This window comes from Bifidobacterium thermophilum (assembly GCF_002846655.1).
Classification (GTDB): domain Bacteria; phylum Actinomycetota; class Actinomycetes; order Actinomycetales; family Bifidobacteriaceae; genus Bifidobacterium; species Bifidobacterium thermophilum.
In genome coordinates, this window is sequence record NZ_PCGX01000008.1 from 186,232 (window position 1) to 201,230 (window position 14,999).

The 14,999-nt window shown below is 60.8% G+C and carries 10 protein-coding genes, 1 other RNA gene and 2 pseudogenes; 9 read left to right on the forward strand and 4 right to left on the reverse strand.

Annotated features, from left to right (window positions below; translation table 11 throughout):
* Positions 1 to 45 precede the first annotated feature (45 nt).
* The 4 genes from CQR48_RS03515 (at position 46) to CQR48_RS03530 (ending at position 3,187) form a co-directional block, all read left to right on the forward strand.
* The gene (locus CQR48_RS03515) at positions 46 to 561 is read left to right on the forward strand and encodes a helix-turn-helix domain-containing protein (protein WP_015450249.1); all 516 of its coding nucleotides are present in this window, start codon (positions 46 to 48) and stop codon (positions 559 to 561) included.
* 234 nt (positions 562 to 795) lie between these two features.
* On the forward strand, positions 796 to 1,032 hold the full coding sequence (locus CQR48_RS03520) for a DUF3046 domain-containing protein (protein WP_015450250.1): 237 nt from the start codon (positions 796 to 798) through the stop codon (positions 1,030 to 1,032).
* Positions 1,033 to 1,267: 235 nt separating this feature from the next.
* Positions 1,268 to 2,449, forward strand: a complete 1,182-nt coding sequence (gene recA / locus CQR48_RS03525; protein ID WP_033492404.1) for a recombinase RecA — start codon at positions 1,268 to 1,270, stop codon at positions 2,447 to 2,449.
* A gap of 6 nt (positions 2,450 to 2,455) precedes the next feature.
* Positions 2,456 to 3,187 carry a regulatory protein RecX gene (locus tag CQR48_RS03530; protein ID WP_101452029.1) on the forward strand — a complete coding sequence of 244 codons (732 nt, stop codon included), beginning with the start codon at positions 2,456 to 2,458 and terminating at the stop codon, positions 3,185 to 3,187.
* A 756-nt stretch (positions 3,188 to 3,943) separates the two neighbouring features.
* On the opposite strand, the gene rnpB is transcribed toward CQR48_RS03530, so the two are convergent.
* An RNA gene (rnpB, locus tag CQR48_RS03535) (RNase P RNA component class A) lies at positions 3,944 to 4,295 on the reverse strand.
* A 183-nt stretch (positions 4,296 to 4,478) separates the two neighbouring features.
* Between rnpB and hpf the strand changes: the two genes are divergently transcribed.
* The 4 genes and pseudogenes from hpf to trpD all read left to right on the forward strand — a co-directional run bounded on the left by hpf (position 4,479) and on the right by trpD (position 9,611).
* Entirely contained in the window at positions 4,479 to 5,153 is a 675-nt protein-coding gene (hpf, locus tag CQR48_RS03540) for a ribosome hibernation-promoting factor, HPF/YfiA family (RefSeq protein ID WP_101452030.1), read from the forward strand.
* 222 nt (positions 5,154 to 5,375) lie between these two features.
* Positions 5,376 to 7,881, forward strand: a pseudogene (secA, locus tag CQR48_RS03545) (preprotein translocase subunit SecA); the annotation flags it as partial.
* 185 nt (positions 7,882 to 8,066) lie between these two features.
* Positions 8,067 to 8,255: pseudogene (locus CQR48_RS09455) on the forward strand (SEC-C metal-binding domain-containing protein); the annotation flags it as partial.
* A 306-nt stretch (positions 8,256 to 8,561) separates the two neighbouring features.
* The gene (gene trpD / locus CQR48_RS03550) at positions 8,562 to 9,611 is read left to right on the forward strand and encodes an anthranilate phosphoribosyltransferase (protein WP_101452192.1); all 1,050 of its coding nucleotides are present in this window, start codon (positions 8,562 to 8,564) and stop codon (positions 9,609 to 9,611) included.
* A gap of 324 nt (positions 9,612 to 9,935) precedes the next feature.
* On the opposite strand, the gene CQR48_RS03555 is transcribed toward trpD, so the two are convergent.
* Positions 9,936 to 10,508: a hypothetical protein gene (locus tag CQR48_RS03555; protein ID WP_101452032.1), complete on the reverse strand. Its 573-nt coding sequence runs from the start codon at positions 10,506 to 10,508 to the stop codon at positions 9,936 to 9,938.
* 52 nt (positions 10,509 to 10,560) lie between these two features.
* Between CQR48_RS03555 and CQR48_RS03560 the strand changes: the two genes are divergently transcribed.
* Positions 10,561 to 11,280, forward strand: a complete 720-nt coding sequence (locus CQR48_RS03560; RefSeq protein WP_101452033.1) for a lysophospholipid acyltransferase family protein — start codon at positions 10,561 to 10,563, stop codon at positions 11,278 to 11,280.
* On the opposite strand, the gene CQR48_RS03565 is transcribed toward CQR48_RS03560, so the two are convergent.
* The gene (locus tag CQR48_RS03565) at positions 11,261 to 13,540 is read right to left on the reverse strand and encodes a protein kinase domain-containing protein (protein WP_101452034.1); all 2,280 of its coding nucleotides are present in this window, start codon (positions 13,538 to 13,540) and stop codon (positions 11,261 to 11,263) included. The two genes, CQR48_RS03560 and CQR48_RS03565, sit on opposite strands and share 20 nt — an antisense overlap.
* Positions 13,541 to 13,632: 92 nt before the next feature.
* Positions 13,633 to 14,709 carry a polyprenyl synthetase family protein gene (locus CQR48_RS03570; RefSeq protein ID WP_101452035.1) on the reverse strand — a complete coding sequence of 359 codons (1,077 nt, stop codon included), beginning with the start codon at positions 14,707 to 14,709 and terminating at the stop codon, positions 13,633 to 13,635.
* Between the last annotated feature and the right edge of the window lie 290 nt (positions 14,710 to 14,999).

Consider the following 14,999-nt stretch of genomic DNA (forward strand, 5'->3'; position numbering starts at 1 on the left):
TCATGGTGTAGAAAAAACGACACGAAGCCGAAAGGGGTTGCGCAGATGGAAACGATGACCCAGACCAATCAGATGACGGAAACCAAGGCAGTTCAGAATTCCCAGATTCGTGCGGGGCAGGCGGCGCGTATGCGTGATTTGACGCCGGCCCAGCGTCGTGCTGTGATGTTCGCGCAGCAGCAGGTGCTGCGTGCGCGTGCCGCAAAGAAGGCGAAAGACGAGCGTCAGTCGGCGCTGTCTCGCATGTGGCAGGAGGAAGACGCCGAGCACACCAAGCCGCATGCCACGATTCGCAAGCATGAGGAGGCCTCGCAGCTGAAGGATGTCTCCCTGCGTGAGGCCATTGGCCATGTGTTGCGCGATTTGCGCACCCGTGACCATAAGACTTTGCGTGAGGTAAGCGAGAAGGCTGGCGTCTCCCTCGGCTATCTTTCCGAGGTGGAGCGCGGCCAGAAGGAAGCGAGCTCGGAGCTGCTCAGCTCGATTGCAGCTTCCCTCGGCTTGAGCACCGCGCAGATGTTGCGTATGGTGGCTGATTATCTCGATTCGGTGCATGCCTGATCGATGGGCGTTAGCCGGGCGTCGGCGAAGAATCGCCGGTTGACGGTTTGTTAGAAAACGTGGGCGCTTCCTGCCGATTACGGCGGGAAGCGCCCGTTTTGTGTGTGCGGCTTCGGCGCGCGGATGTTCCCCGGCGCAGGCGGATGCGTGGTGGCAGGTGTGCAATTGGAGGAGGCAAGTACAAAGCGGGCAGTCGTTGGTGGGCTTGTAGCCCGGTTGTGCGAGACTTGCTGCGTGCGTGAACGTGAATTCTGGCAACTGTTGGAGGAGGTGTTCGGCCGTGTGTATGGTCGGAGCCTGTCCAAGGATCAACGGCTGCCCAAACTGGGTGATATGACGGTGGTCGAAGCACTTGCCGCGGGGGAGGAGCCCCGCGTCGTGTGGAATGTGCTGTGCGACCAGATGGATATCCCCGATTCCAGGCGTTGGGGGAAGGACCACAACGCGCCGCCGTTGCCAGCCGGTCGGTGACATGGCAGGTGATGGGCATTCGGCTCGCGCTGCCCGGCGGGTGGTATTCGAACATTTGTTCGTATGATGCGGTATAGTGGTAACAGTACGACACGATTCCGTGACGGGATGCCCTGAGGCCTTGGCGCAGAAGGCAATGCAACCTTTGACCACATTGCCGGTGCGGGGTGGAACCATCGGCGTGGTTCACGTAGCGTGGAAATCGTCGCTGAAATCGTGAAGATAAGGAGAACACATGGCACAGCAGACAAAATCGGCCAAAGCGGCGGGCGCCAAAGCTGGCGGGGCCGCCCAGGAATCCGGGGCTCACGAGATTGATCCCCGGCGTAAAGCCGCATTGGACACTGCGCTTGCGCAGGTGGAGAAGAGCTTCGGAAAAGGCTCGGCCATGCGTCTGGGTGATCGTCCGGAGCAGAATGTTGAAGTAATCCCCACTGGTTCACTTGCGCTTGACATGGCCCTCGGCATCGGCGGGTTGCCGCGCGGCCGTATCGTGGAGATTTTCGGACCGGAATCTTCCGGCAAGACCACGCTTGCGCTGCATGTTGTCGCCAACGCGCAGAAGGCGGGTGGTGTCGCCGCGTTCATCGACGCCGAACACGCATTGGATCCGGTGTATGCACGCCATTTGGGGGTGGACACTGATTCACTGATCGTCTCCCAGCCAGACAACGGCGAGCAGGCATTGGAAATCGCGGATATGCTCATCAGGTCCGGCGCGCTTGACGTGATCGTCATCGATTCTGTGGCCGCGCTGGTCCCGAAGGCTGAAATCGAAGGCGATATGGGCGACAGTCATGTCGGTCTTCAGGCGCGTTTGATGAGCCAGGCGTTGCGCAAGATGACCGGCGCCCTTGCACAAGCCAACACCACGGCGATTTTCATCAATCAGTTGCGCGAGAAAATCGGTGTGTTCTTCGGCAATCCGGAAACTACCACCGGCGGCAAGGCATTGAAGTTCTATTCGTCGGTGCGTCTTGACATTCGTCGTATTCAAACCCTGAAGAACGGGGACGAAGCCGTCGGCAGCCGTACCAGGGTCAAGGTCGTCAAGAACAAGATGGCGCCGCCATTCAAGTCCGCCGAGTTCGACGTGCTCTACGGCGAAGGCATTTCCAAGGAAGGCTCGATTATCGATATGGCGTTGCAGAGCAATGTCATCAAGAAGTCGGGCTCCTGGTTCACCTACAACGGCGACCAGTTGGGTCAAGGCCGCGAGAACGTGCGTAAATATCTCAAAGACAATCCCGAGCTGTCCGACGAGATTGAGACCAAGGTCAAGGAGGCGTTCGGTCTGATTGAGCCGACTGACCAATTTGCTGAGGGCGATGAGGCGGCAGCGGCCGCCGCGCCGACAAGTGGCGAGGCTGGCAAAGCGGCTGCTGCCGATTCTGCGGCGGCATCGAAAAAAGCCTGACGTCCGATGATCGACGCCGAAGCGTTTATCGCGCAACACGGTACTCCCATCGTCGCGCATGATGCCGTATCAGACGTGGCGATGGGCGCGCCGCGGCCGGATGCCCTCGAAGATGCAAACGACGACGGGCAGCCGGAAGACCATAATCAACACGATGCTAGGTCACATGCGCGGAGTTGGGCGCGCGGAAAAGCCAAGCGGTCCGGAAGGTCGTGGGCCCGGGGCGCCGGGGCCAAAGGCGTTGCCGCATCTAAGGAAGGGCCGAGCGACCCATGTGATGAGGATGCTTGCCGGGAAGCGGCATTGCGTCTGCTGGACTGTGCGGATCGTTCGAGCGCGGCGTTGCTGGAGCGTCTTGTCCTCAAGGGGTACGACGAAACCGTCGCCGACGCTGTCGTAGCGAGATTGCGTGAAGTCGGTCTTGTCAACGACGAGGAATACGCCAGATCAGTGGTCAGGTATTGCGCCGGGCGCATGCTGGGGGAGCGCGGTACGCTGCTTGAGCTGTCGCGCAAACGCGTTGACCGAGAACTGTCTCAACAGGTGGTCGGCGAAGCCCGTGAAGCCGGCGTATTCGTCGATGCGGCTTGGGAGCTCGGGCGTAGCGTCGCTGCTCGTACAGCGGGGCTTGATTTGCAAGTCAGGCGGAGGCGGTTCTGGGCTGCCGGCGGGCGCAAAGGTCATAGTCCTGACATCCTGCGGGACATATCGCACAGCCTGTTCGACAAGGATGCCTGATGAGGCATGCCTGATTCTTGTGGAATCACAACCGCGATGCCCGGATGCGCCAGCTAACGGCGTGTCCGGGTATCGCGGCTCTCGGCGACCACGTCTCGTCATGTTTCTTGATGTGGTCGAGTTGGTGCGCGTGGTGGGGTGCATCACAGCTGTCGGCGTGCTCGTCTCGTCTTTCTATTTGCGATTGGTGACAGACGCATGCACGTGAGGGCGGCCAAGTGTGAGGACAGTCACGACGAAGAATAGTGCTCGAAGAAATCGTATGCAAGACCACGAGTCGGTGTGAGGACGGTTGTGCACGAGGACGGTCGCGTACGAAGACCGTCGCATGCGAAGTGGGTCGCGCACGAGGATGGTCCGCGTGGACTGTCGGATTTCGCTGACTGCCGCGATTCTCCGGTTGTGCCCGCATCGAGGCCATACAGGTCGGCATTGTCGGCATGCGCCGTCTCACCGAAAATCCCTCTGTTTTTGCCGAAGCTGAGCGGCCTGTGAGCGTCGGTAGAAGGTTGTGCCGGCGCTGAGGGAGTCATGGGTGTCGGTAGAAGGTTGTGCCGACGCTGGGTGGTTTGTGAACGTCGGCAGAAGGTGCGATACACGGTTTGCGAGCTGCAGGAGCGCCGGCTCTGGAACGTGTGTTGGCCTATACGCCCCGATACCCGATATACCGACACCCGATACACCGATACCCGATACGCCGGCATGCCAACTGCCGCCGGATATAACAGGACCCGCCGAAGTGGCGGGCCCTGGAAGTGGACGAGACCCCACATACCCCGGGTTCTGTCGTGTGTCTCCACACGGATGGCCATCCATCTCGACCTGACGTTGCCGCCAGGCTCTAGCAGCCTACCCGAAGACATGGGCGAGCAACCCTTGACGTCTTCTGCTTGGCCTTGCTCCCGATGAGGCTTGCCATGCGGCTGCTGTCACCAGCAGCCCGGTGGTCTCTTGCACCGCCGTTTCACCCTTACTCGGCCGAAGCCGGGCGGTCTGTTCTCTGTTGCGCTATCTCTCAGGTCACCCTGGGCGGATGTTATCCGCCATCGTGCTCTATGGAGCCCGGAAGTTCCTCAGTCATATTGACCGCGGCCATCATGGGGTCTCAGAATCACCATTATAAGCACACGCCCGATACAGCACGATGACGAGAAAAATTCCGACACCCGAGAGCGAATTGTCTTCACTTTGCGAAGTATTCGGCTACAATAAGACATACCCGGACGGCGAAGACGCAGTTCGGGACAACCCACACACAGCGGGTAACACCGCTTGAGGCTAGGAGGTCCACATGGAAATCGTCATCACCGGACGTCACACGCAGGTCAGTCAGAAATTCCGTGACGTCGTTGAAAGCAAGATGAATCGTGTGACCGCAATCGCTCCGGACGCCCAGCGCGCTCAGATTGTCGTGACCCACGAGGGTAATCCGCGTCAGGCAGATACCGCCAAGCGCGTTGAGATCACCGTGGTGGCCGGACGCACCGTAGTCCGCGCCGAAGCGTCGAGCTCCGATGAGTATAGCGCTCTCGACATGGCTCTTGACAAGCTGACGCTCCGTCTGCGTCGTGCCCGTGATCGCCGCAAGGATCACCGTCGTGGCTATGTCAACCCGGTTCCGGTCGATCTTGGACCGGTTGAGACCCCGGACGAGGAGGAGCCCAAGGAAGAGGAGCCGAACAACAGCCCGCAGGCTGCGGTGGCATCCGATTTGGGGCCGGGTGAATCCGTTGAGGTCCAGGTTGGCGACACGCCGATTGTCATCCGTCGCAAGCTGCACATCGCTGAACCGATGAGCATCGACGAGGCCCTGTATGAGATGGAGCTGATCGGCCATGACTTCTTCCTGTTCGTCAACAAGGAGACTGGTCGTCCGTCGGTGGTCTACCATCGTCACGGCTGGAGCTACGGCGTCTTCGAGATCGACACCGCCGAAAACGTGGCCAAGGCCAAGAAGGAAGTCTGAACACCGGCCGCTCGATAGCGGTTCCGTAGAAATATAGCGACGGGAGCCCGCGTTGCAGTGCACGCGGGCTCCCGTCATGCCGGCCGGGCGCACGACCCGCCCGTGTCGGCGCAATTGGAGCAGGGAGTGTAAAATCCCCTCCGTCGCGTACTATGGGATGAGTTGTGTGCGGACTGGGTAGCCCGCCGCGCTCGTCGTGCTGAATGAACTAGGGAGCGAAACGTGGTAAACATCGTCGACAAGGCCCTACGCATGGGTGAAGGCCACCAGCTGAAGAAGCTGGAAAACGTCGCGAAAGCGGTGAATGCGCTTGAGGACGAGATATCGGCCCTCTCCGACGAGGAACTTAAAGGACAGACCGCCAAGTTCAAGCAGGAGCTTGACAACGGCAAGAGCCTTGACGACATTATGCCGGAGGCGTTCGCCACGGTGCGCGAAGCGTCGAAGCGCACGTTGGGCATGCGTCACTTCGACGTGCAGCTCATGGGCGGTGCGGCGTTGCATTGGGGCAACATCGCGGAAATGAAAACCGGTGAAGGCAAGACCTTGGTCGCGACCCTGCCGAGCTACCTCAACGCGCTTGAGGGCAAGGGCGTGCACGTGGTCACGGTCAATGACTACCTCGCCAGCTACCAGAGCGAACTTATGGGCCGCGTCTACCGGTTCCTTGGCATGAGCGTCGGATGCATCGTCACCGACCAGAAGCCGCCGGAGCGCCGCAAACAGTACAATGCCGACATCACGTATGGCACGAACAACGAGTTCGGTTTTGATTATCTGCGCGACAACATGGCGTGGGACAAGAGCGAGCTTGTGCAGCGCGGCCACCATTACGCCATCGTCGATGAGGTCGACTCCATCTTGATTGATGAGGCCCGTACCCCGTTGATTATTTCCGGTCCGGCCGAGGGCGATGTCACCCGTTGGTACCGCCAGTTCGCGCGTCTGGTCCCCAAGCTCACCCGAGACGAGGACTACGAGGTCGACGAGAAGAAGAAGACCGTCGGTATCCTTGACCCGGGCATCAGCAAGGTTGAGGATTATCTCGGCATTGATAACCTCTATGAGCCCAGCAATACCGCGTTGATCGGCTATCTGAACAACGCAATCAAGGCCAAGGAGCTCTTCCTTCGCGACCGCGACTACGTGGTCACCCACGGCGAGGTACTCATCGTCGACGAGCACACCGGCCGTATCCTGCCGGGTCGCCGCTACAACGAAGGCCTGCATCAGGCCATCGAGGCGAAGGAAGGCGTCGAGGTCAAGGCCGAGAACCAGACTTTCGCGACCATCACCTTGCAGAACTACTTCCGCATGTATGACAAGCTCGCCGGCATGACCGGTACCGCCGAGACCGAGGCCGCCGAATTCATGGGCACCTATAAGCTCGGTGTGATCCCGATTCCGACCAACAAACCGATGATCCGCAAGGATCAGGACGATCTGATCTTCCGCACCAAGAAAGAAAAGCTGCACGCGATTATCGAGGACGTCGCCAAGCGCCATGCCAAGGGTCAGCCGGTTCTGCTGGGCACCGCATCGGTCGAATCTTCCGAAGTCGTCTCCTCGCTGCTTGATGTGGCGAAGATTCCTCATCAGGTGCTCAATGCGAAGCATCATGCGAAGGAAGCCGCGGTCGTCGCGGTCGCCGGTCGCAAGGGCGCAGTCACGGTTGCCACCAACATGGCCGGCCGTGGTACCGACATCATGCTCGGCGGCAACGTAGAGTTCCTCGCCGACGCCAAGCTCAAGAAGGAAGGCTACTCGCCCGAGGACACCCCGGAGGAGTACGAGAAGCGTTGGCCCGGCACGCTGGCCGAGGTCAAGGCACAGGTCAAGGACGAGCATGACGAAGTCGCCAGGCTGGGCGGCCTGTACGTGCTCGGCACCGAACGCCATGAGTCTCGCCGTATCGACAACCAGCTGCGCGGCCGTTCCGGCCGTCAGGGCGATCCGGGCGAATCCCGCTTCTACCTGAGCCTCGAGGACGACCTCATGCGTCTGTTCAACACCCAGCTTGTTGCGCGTGTGATGTCCCGCGGTCTTCCGGAAGGTCTGCCGATCGAATCGAAGAGCGTGTCCAAGGGCGTGCGCAACGCGCAGAAGGCCGTCGAATCGCGCAACTTCGAAATCCGTAAGAACGTCCTCAAGTATGACGACGTGATGAACAAGCAGCGCAAAGTCATCTACGCCGAGCGTCAGGCCGTGCTCAAGGGCGAGGATATCCACGAGGACATCCTGCGCTTCATTGACGAGACCGTCGCCAGCTACATCCGCGGCGCAAACCGCGGCTCCGCCAAGCCTGAGGATTGGGATTTCGACGGCCTGTTCAAGGCGCTGTCCCAGATCGTGACCATCACGGTTGATGAGGACGAAGCCAAGAAGGCTGTGAGCGGTCTCAAGGGCGACAAGGCCTCCGAGGCTCTGCGCAAGCTCATCGTTGATTCCGCCAAGGAATCCTATGCGAAACTGGGCGAGAAGCTCAGCGAAGAGGCGCTGCACCAGCTGGAACGTCGTGTGGTCCTCGCCGTGCTCGACCGCAAGTGGCGCGAACACCTCTACGAGATGGATTATCTCAAGGACGGCATCGGCCTACGTGGTATGGGCCAGCGTGACCCGCTCGTCGAATACCAGCGCGAAGGCTACCAGATGTACAACCAGATGATTGAGGCGATCAAGGAAGAGACCATTCAGCTGCTCTTCCACGTCGACATCCAGGAAGTTGCGCAGAACGAGGACATCTCCAGCGAGCATGATGAGGATGTCGCTGTGGACAAGGCCGAAGCGGCGGTCGGCATCACCTCGACTGACGCCGAGGACGAGCCCACGACCGTCAGCTCCGCTCCGGAAGATCCCAGCGAGTCCGACGAGACGGCTGATGAGGACGATGCGGCCGAGCATCGCGAGCCCGGTGTCGTCGGCCCTGCACCGATCAGCCACGAGGATGTCAAGCTGCCCGCCAGCAAGCGACCCAAGAGCGACGAGCTCAAGAGCCCGTGGGCGGACGGCCGCACCTTCCCGGGCACGCCGAAGAACGCGCCGTGCCCGTGCGGCTCGGGGCGCAAGTACAAGATGTGCCACGGCCATAACGAGAAGGCCTGATCGCTCCGAATAGCGGTCGGCGTGATTTGATTAACGGACGGCGGCGTCATCATGGAAACCCATGGTGGCGCCGCCGTCCGTTTTGCATATGCGGACGATATATATGCGAATGATGCAAATCTGCACGTCCCTGAACATCATCCGCCGCATCAGCGGTGCCGGTCAACCCGGACTGACTGCCGCAATTGCCCTGACATCGCACGAATTTCCGGTAGAAGCCTCAGAATGTGGACGTTCACAAGGCAGAACACATGAAATCGATACAATAAGCCACAAACAATAACATCAGATGCACAGGAGGGCATGATGACCGAGATCACTTGGAAATCGATTCTCGCAGAACTCGTCAACGGCAATCATTTGAATGCGGACGAGTCCTGGTGGTTCGTCAACGATCTCATGAACGGCAATGCCAATCCTGCATGCGTCGGCGCCGTCCTTGCAACCCAGCAGCAGCTTGGCCTGACCGCGAACGAAATCGAAGGCGCAGCAAAGGCAATGGTCTCTCACGCCGTGCCGCTCAACGTCTCGGGCGAAACCACCGATATCGTCGGAACGGGCGGCGACAAAGCCGCAACCGTGAACCTGTCGTCCATGGGCGCCGTGGTTGCCGCGGCGGCAGGAGTCAAAATCGTCAAGCACGGCAATCGTGCCGCATCGTCGAAGTGCGGTTCAGGCGATGTCATCGAGGCCTTGGGTGTTCCGCTTGATCTCGCTCCGGAAGCAGTGACGGAAATCGGCGATGAAATCGGCATCACCTTCGCCTTCGCCAAGACTTTCCACCCAGCCATGCGCTTTGTCGGCCCGGTCCGCTCAGCGCTGGGAATCCCGTGCGTATTCAACGTGCTGGGGCCGCTGACGAATCCGGCGAATCCGAAGCATGTCGCCATCGGTTGCGCAGACCGCACATTAAGCCCGCTGATGGCGCAAGTGTACGCCAATCGCGGCCAAAGCGGCATGGTGTACACCTCGAGCGAAGGCCTTGACGAGATGGCTCCGACCGGCCCGGTTTCCGTGTGGCTGATTGCAGATGGCAAGGTCACGGCCACCGAATTCAATCCCATCACCGAGCTTGGCCTTGACCCGGTGACCCCTGAACAGCTTCGCGGCGGCGAGCCTGAGCTCAATGCCAGCATTTTCAGGGACTTCCTTGATGGCAAGCCGGTTGCTTCGCGGACGACCGCGTTGCTTAACGCCGCTTCCGCCATCGTCGCCGACGGCCATCTCATCGCCGATGGGTCGCTTACTGATCGCTTCCGTCAGGCGTACGGACTTGCTCAGGAAGCCGTTGATTCCGGCAAGGCGAAGGACCTGCTGGAGCGTTGGGTCAAGCTCGCGCAGTCCAAGCGAGCATGATTCACGCCGTGGTGCGGCTATGACGTGGCGTGTGACGCGCCGGCCAACGAGACAATCGACAGCCAGCGTCACACCCCACGGCGGCATGGGTGTGACGCAGTGACATCAACCCTGTCGTTGGCAACCCTGCCGCTGGCACAGCCGCAGCGCTAGTCCGTGTATGTATCCGACCTCCGGATGCACATCATCTTCGAAAATACATCACCTTCGGATACATATCAGAGGGGCTGTCCGGGAAACCTCCGGACAGCCCCTCTGGATTTCCGCACAAGTCCAGGCGTTTCCCCTAGCAGGGTGTGTGCGTTCTTGCTTTCACCCGTTCAGTCAGACACGGGCGCCATCATCGAACGGATTGTCGTGATGGACATGCCCCCGTCGGCTCGCCACTAATCCGGCAATGCCAAGCAGCAAGCAGATTGCACAGACCGTTCCGATAATTCCCGTGAATTTGGGCACAAGCACCGAGGCGATGATCCCCAACACACCGATGACTGTCAACGCGGTGAACAGGATGATGCTGTGCGGCGTGGGCGCGAAGGAAGTCGGCGGCACGAAGCGGTCGCTGTAGCGGTCCATCACGTCATCGGTGTCCAACCAACTTGAGCTCGTGTTGTCTCGCGGGCCGCGACCGGCCCCGATGGCATCGTCGGTGAAAGTGCCCTGATCGAGGTCATCGACCGAAAGCAGCGCTTTCTTCTCAGCACGGCGGGCGTGTCGTTCGAATCGTTTCGCATTTCGAGACCGCTCCACGTCCTCGAGATCGCGTGCGTGATCGTGAGCGAACGCCTCCCATGCCTCGTCAAGCGGCTCGCCGGGGGAGGAGCTGCCTTGCGAGCCTTCGCCGGGCCCGGGTATTGGACGCTCTCCTGACGCATTGGTATTGTTGTGCTCAGTCATAGGTACCACTGTAAACGAGCGTCAAGTCAAGTCGCTGGGAGGGAGAGCCCTCGTGCTCTACTGGTTTTTCGTCCGGACCTTGGGTCCGATCGCAAGGCGTCGGTTCAATCCAACTGTCGAAGGGCTTGAAAATATTCCGCGCAAGGGTGGGGCGATTATCGCGGCGAACCATCTTGCGGTCATTGATGACGCGCTGCTGCCGATGACATGCCCGCGCATGATTCATTTCATGGGCAAGGCCGAATACTTCGAAGGCAAAGGCATTAAGGGCCGCTTCAAGAAGTGGTGGTTCACGTCCGTGGGCGTGTTCCCGGTGGACCGTTCGGGAGGATCGAAGTCCTTGGGCGCGTTGAACCACGCCAAGGAGATTCTTGAAGACGGCCACCTGTTCGGCATCCATGTCGAAGGCACCCGCAGCCCCGATGGCAGGTTGTATCGCGGGCACACTGGTGCGGCTCGTCTCGCGTTCGAAACCGGTTGCCCGATTATTCCAACGGCGATCATCGGGTCTCGCGACCTGCAAAAGCCCGGTCAGGTGATTCCAAACAAAGGCAAATCGAAAGTGATATACGGTGCGCCGATTCCGGTCGAGCGCAAGGACCCGCAGGATGTGACGCATGAGGAGCTGCGTGAGCTGACTGATCGGGTGGTTCGCGCCATCGCGCAGATGAGCCGACAGGAGTATGTCGACGAGTATGCGCAGACCGTCAAGGCAAGGATGAAGGCCGAACAGGAGGCGCAGTCCGCGGCGGTCACACCACAGTCAGTGTGATCACAGTCTTGTTGCCGTTCGCGTCCCGGACACGCACCTGCTGACCGGCGGACGGCGACTGCAACCGCACGGTGTGGGTCAAGTCGCCAAGCGGGGCGCTGACCTTCACCTCCAAACCGAGCGCCTGCAAGGCCGCAGTCGCATCGCTGGTGCTTTTGCCGGTTACATCAGGCAGCGTCACCATCTGTGGGCCCTTGGAAACCACGACGTCGACGGTGTCTCCCCAGTGCAGTTGGGTGCCGACCGTCTGTGATGCCGAGATGATGCTGCCGTTTGGCACGGTATCGCTATATTCCTCGCCGTAGGCGGCCTTGAGCTGCAAGCTGTCGAACAAGGCCTGCGCCTCGTCTTTGGTTCTGCCGACGACATCCGGCATATTGACCGGCATCGGTCCCAAGGAGAGTTTCACCACCACGCTGTCGTTATGTTCCATCGTGGTGCCAGGGTCGGGGGAGATGCTCAGCAGGGCGTTCTTTGGAACGGTCAGCGAATACTCGTCATCGTTGATATTATGCGAAATGTTCGTGAAGCCAGCCTTTTCGAGGGCGGTCAGGGGGTCCTTTCCGTTGTCGGTCGATGGGTCGGTGATATCTGAGGGAATGGTCGCCTGCCGCACGCCTTTGGACACGGTGACTTTCACATTGCCCGCGCTGCGTTTGCTGATATGCGCGCCGACCGTGGACGGCGTGGTTGAGATGATGTTGCCCTCTTCGACGGTATCGCTGTATTCCTGGGCGACGGAATAAGGGATTCCGGCAACGTTGAGCGTGCTGCGGAACGAGCTCCAGCTGACATTCTTGATGGTGCAGGTCTTGCCTGTTTTGCATGTCAGATCAGTGGGTTTCGGCATGGTCCAGTAGCTGCCGGGGCCCAGATAATACCACCATGCGCCGCATCCTGCGCCGGCGGCGAGCACGACGGCCATGATGGCGGCGACGATGATTGGAACCTTGCTGCGTGGCCGCCCGCCACGGGAATGCTCCGCGACGCCGGAAGGCTCGATATCCGATGTGTCGGTTGTGGTGATCGCCTGGGTGAAGGCGTCCTGGCTGGTGATGCTGCGCGGCCTCCTTGCGGCGTTCGAGTCGGTTGCAAGGATGCGGGTACGCGTATCCTGCGTGTTAGCGGCGCCGGAACGCCCATCCGTTGGTGTTGTGACAGATGTGTCGGGGGACATGTCGGGGGACATGTCGGCGGACGTCGCCGCGGATGACGACGGTGACGACGGTGACGACGGTGCCGGCGGCTGCGGCGGGTAATCCGACTGTGCCACTGACGTTGTTGATGCCGCGGCATCATGCCCGTTCTCGCCGCGCGGGGCGACCAAACCGTTGGGCGCCAACGGGGATTCGCCGTCGCCAGTGGATTCGTCGCGCATAGGATCGTCCGACCGCCGGTACAGCCAAGCCTCCATCGGCATCCCGGAAATCACTGTGCGCAGGAGTCGTTGCGCTTCCATGGCGTCCGCTGGCCTGTCCTCAACCGAACGTGCCGTCAGTTGCGCGATAAATTCAGAGACGGACGGTTCGATGCCCGGGCAGCGGGTAATCACCGGGGGAACGTCCTCGTGCACATGTTTGAACACCATCGTCACCGGGTTATCCGACTGGAATGGCGGCTCACCGGCAAGCATCTCCCAGGCCATGATGCCTACTGAATACAGGTCGCCCTGAGGTGTGGCCTGGTTGTTCTCGATCATCTCCGGTGCCAGATAGGCTGCCGTGCCCAACAGCATACCCGTCGTGGACAGCGTGGCCTGCGACGCGGCCTTCGCCAGCCCGAAATCGGTGATCTGGACATGGCCGCGGTCGTTGAGCAAGATGTTCTCCGGCTTAATATCCCGGTGCACGACGCCTGCGCGATGCGCGGCTGCAAGCCCATCCAGCGTCTCCGCGACGACGCGCAGGGTCTCGCGCACGGTGAACGGACCCTGCTGGTTCATCTCATAGCGCAGATTGACGCCATGGACGTATTCCATGACCAGATAGTTGCGGCCGTCAATCTCCCCGGTGTCGTAGACCTGGACGATGTGCGGGTTCGCAATGGCCGCCGCGGACCGAGCCTCACGATGGAATCGTTCCACGAACTGTTCGCGATGCGGCCCCTGCGCCAGCTGTGCATGCATCACTTTGACAGCGACATGCCGGTCAAGACGCACATCAATCGCCTCATACACGGTCGCCATGCCGCCGTCGGCGATTTTGCGCACGATACGGTACCGGTCGTCGATGATCTGCCCTTCGTTCGCAGTTTCAGTCATGTTCGCAGGCCCTTTACTCAATGGTGATGACACTAGTCTACATGCCTCGGGCTACTCGCCGGCTGCCGGGGCCTGCGAACGTTGCCGCCGGATCACAGGCAGGAATCGGGGATGAAGGTGCGGCACGCCTCGAGGAGCATGTCGCGTGAGGTCTGCGGCAGTTCTGCTTCGGCAATGGCCTGGCCGGCTTGCGCCCACAGCTTGCGGATCCGTTCGCGTGAGAGTTCGACTGCCCCGCTCGTGGTGAAGATTTCGATGCCGCGGCGCACCTGCCGTGCGTCGCGCGAGGGGGCCTCGTACATGTCGATCAGTTCGCTGCGGTCATCGGCGTTCGACAAAGCGAGTGCGTCGGCGAGCAGAACGGAGCGTTTGCCTTCTTTGATATCGCCGCCGACGGGTTTTCCGGTGTTTTTCGTATACCCGATAACATCAAGCAAGTCGTCTGCAAGCTGGAATGCGACGCCGAGCGGCTTGCCGACGCGTTCGCTGAGCGGCCCTGCGACCTGCGGGTCGGTCCCCGCAGCCGTCAATCCCAGTTGCAGCGGTGCCATAGTCGTATAACTGGCGGTTTTCCAACGGAAAACGTTGAGTGAGGCATCCGCGAGGCGTGCCGGGTCACTCAACGGGGTGAGCTCGACCGCGAGGTCAAGCACCTGGCCGACGCTGACATCGCGTTGCATGCCCAGGAACACCGAACGCAGCGTGTCGGGATTGCCCAGCGACGATGCCGCGGCGTTGGCGATCGAGATGCTTACGGTCGCGAGGATGTCTCCGAGCATGAGCCCCAGGCCACGGCCGATGGATTCGCTGTGCGTCTGATGTGCGAGCGCGCGATGAGCGCTCGGCTTGCCCCGGCGCAGGTCCGAATCGTCGATGATGTCGTCATGGACAAGCGCGGCGGTCTGGAACACCTCGATCGCACAGGCGAGGTCGGTCATCGCATCCCGTGCCTGCGACGTGACCGGAAGGCCTGCGGCATCGAACGCGGCGAGCGCCAGGCGGGCTCTGAGCCGTTTGCCTCCTTGGCTTGAGACGACCGCTTGCGTGGCGACCTCGTGGAGGACATCTCGGCACGACGCGGCGATTTCGGCGTCGGGCACGGCGAGGTGTTCGCGGACCAGGTCATCGATGCGCTGTTCAATACGTTCCAGATCTGACGGCATGCTCATATCTACGAGGGTATCCACAGCGTTGCGACATTCCCGGCGGGTGGCAGAGGGCGTGTCGCACGGGGACGGTTGGCAATCAACCCTGCGGTCGGTAATGAACGCGGCGAGCGCCGACGAGCGGGATGTTCCGGCGGGCGCGGCTGGTGCGGCGAGGCGACAGCGAAGCGATACCTATGGCGGTTCGCATCTTTTGACCACATTCGTCTGCCACGCTGGACGGACGCTATCGCCGCACTGCAAGCTGAACAAGGGCGGATGCACGGGGTGTCCGCACGAAGTCCCGGCATCGA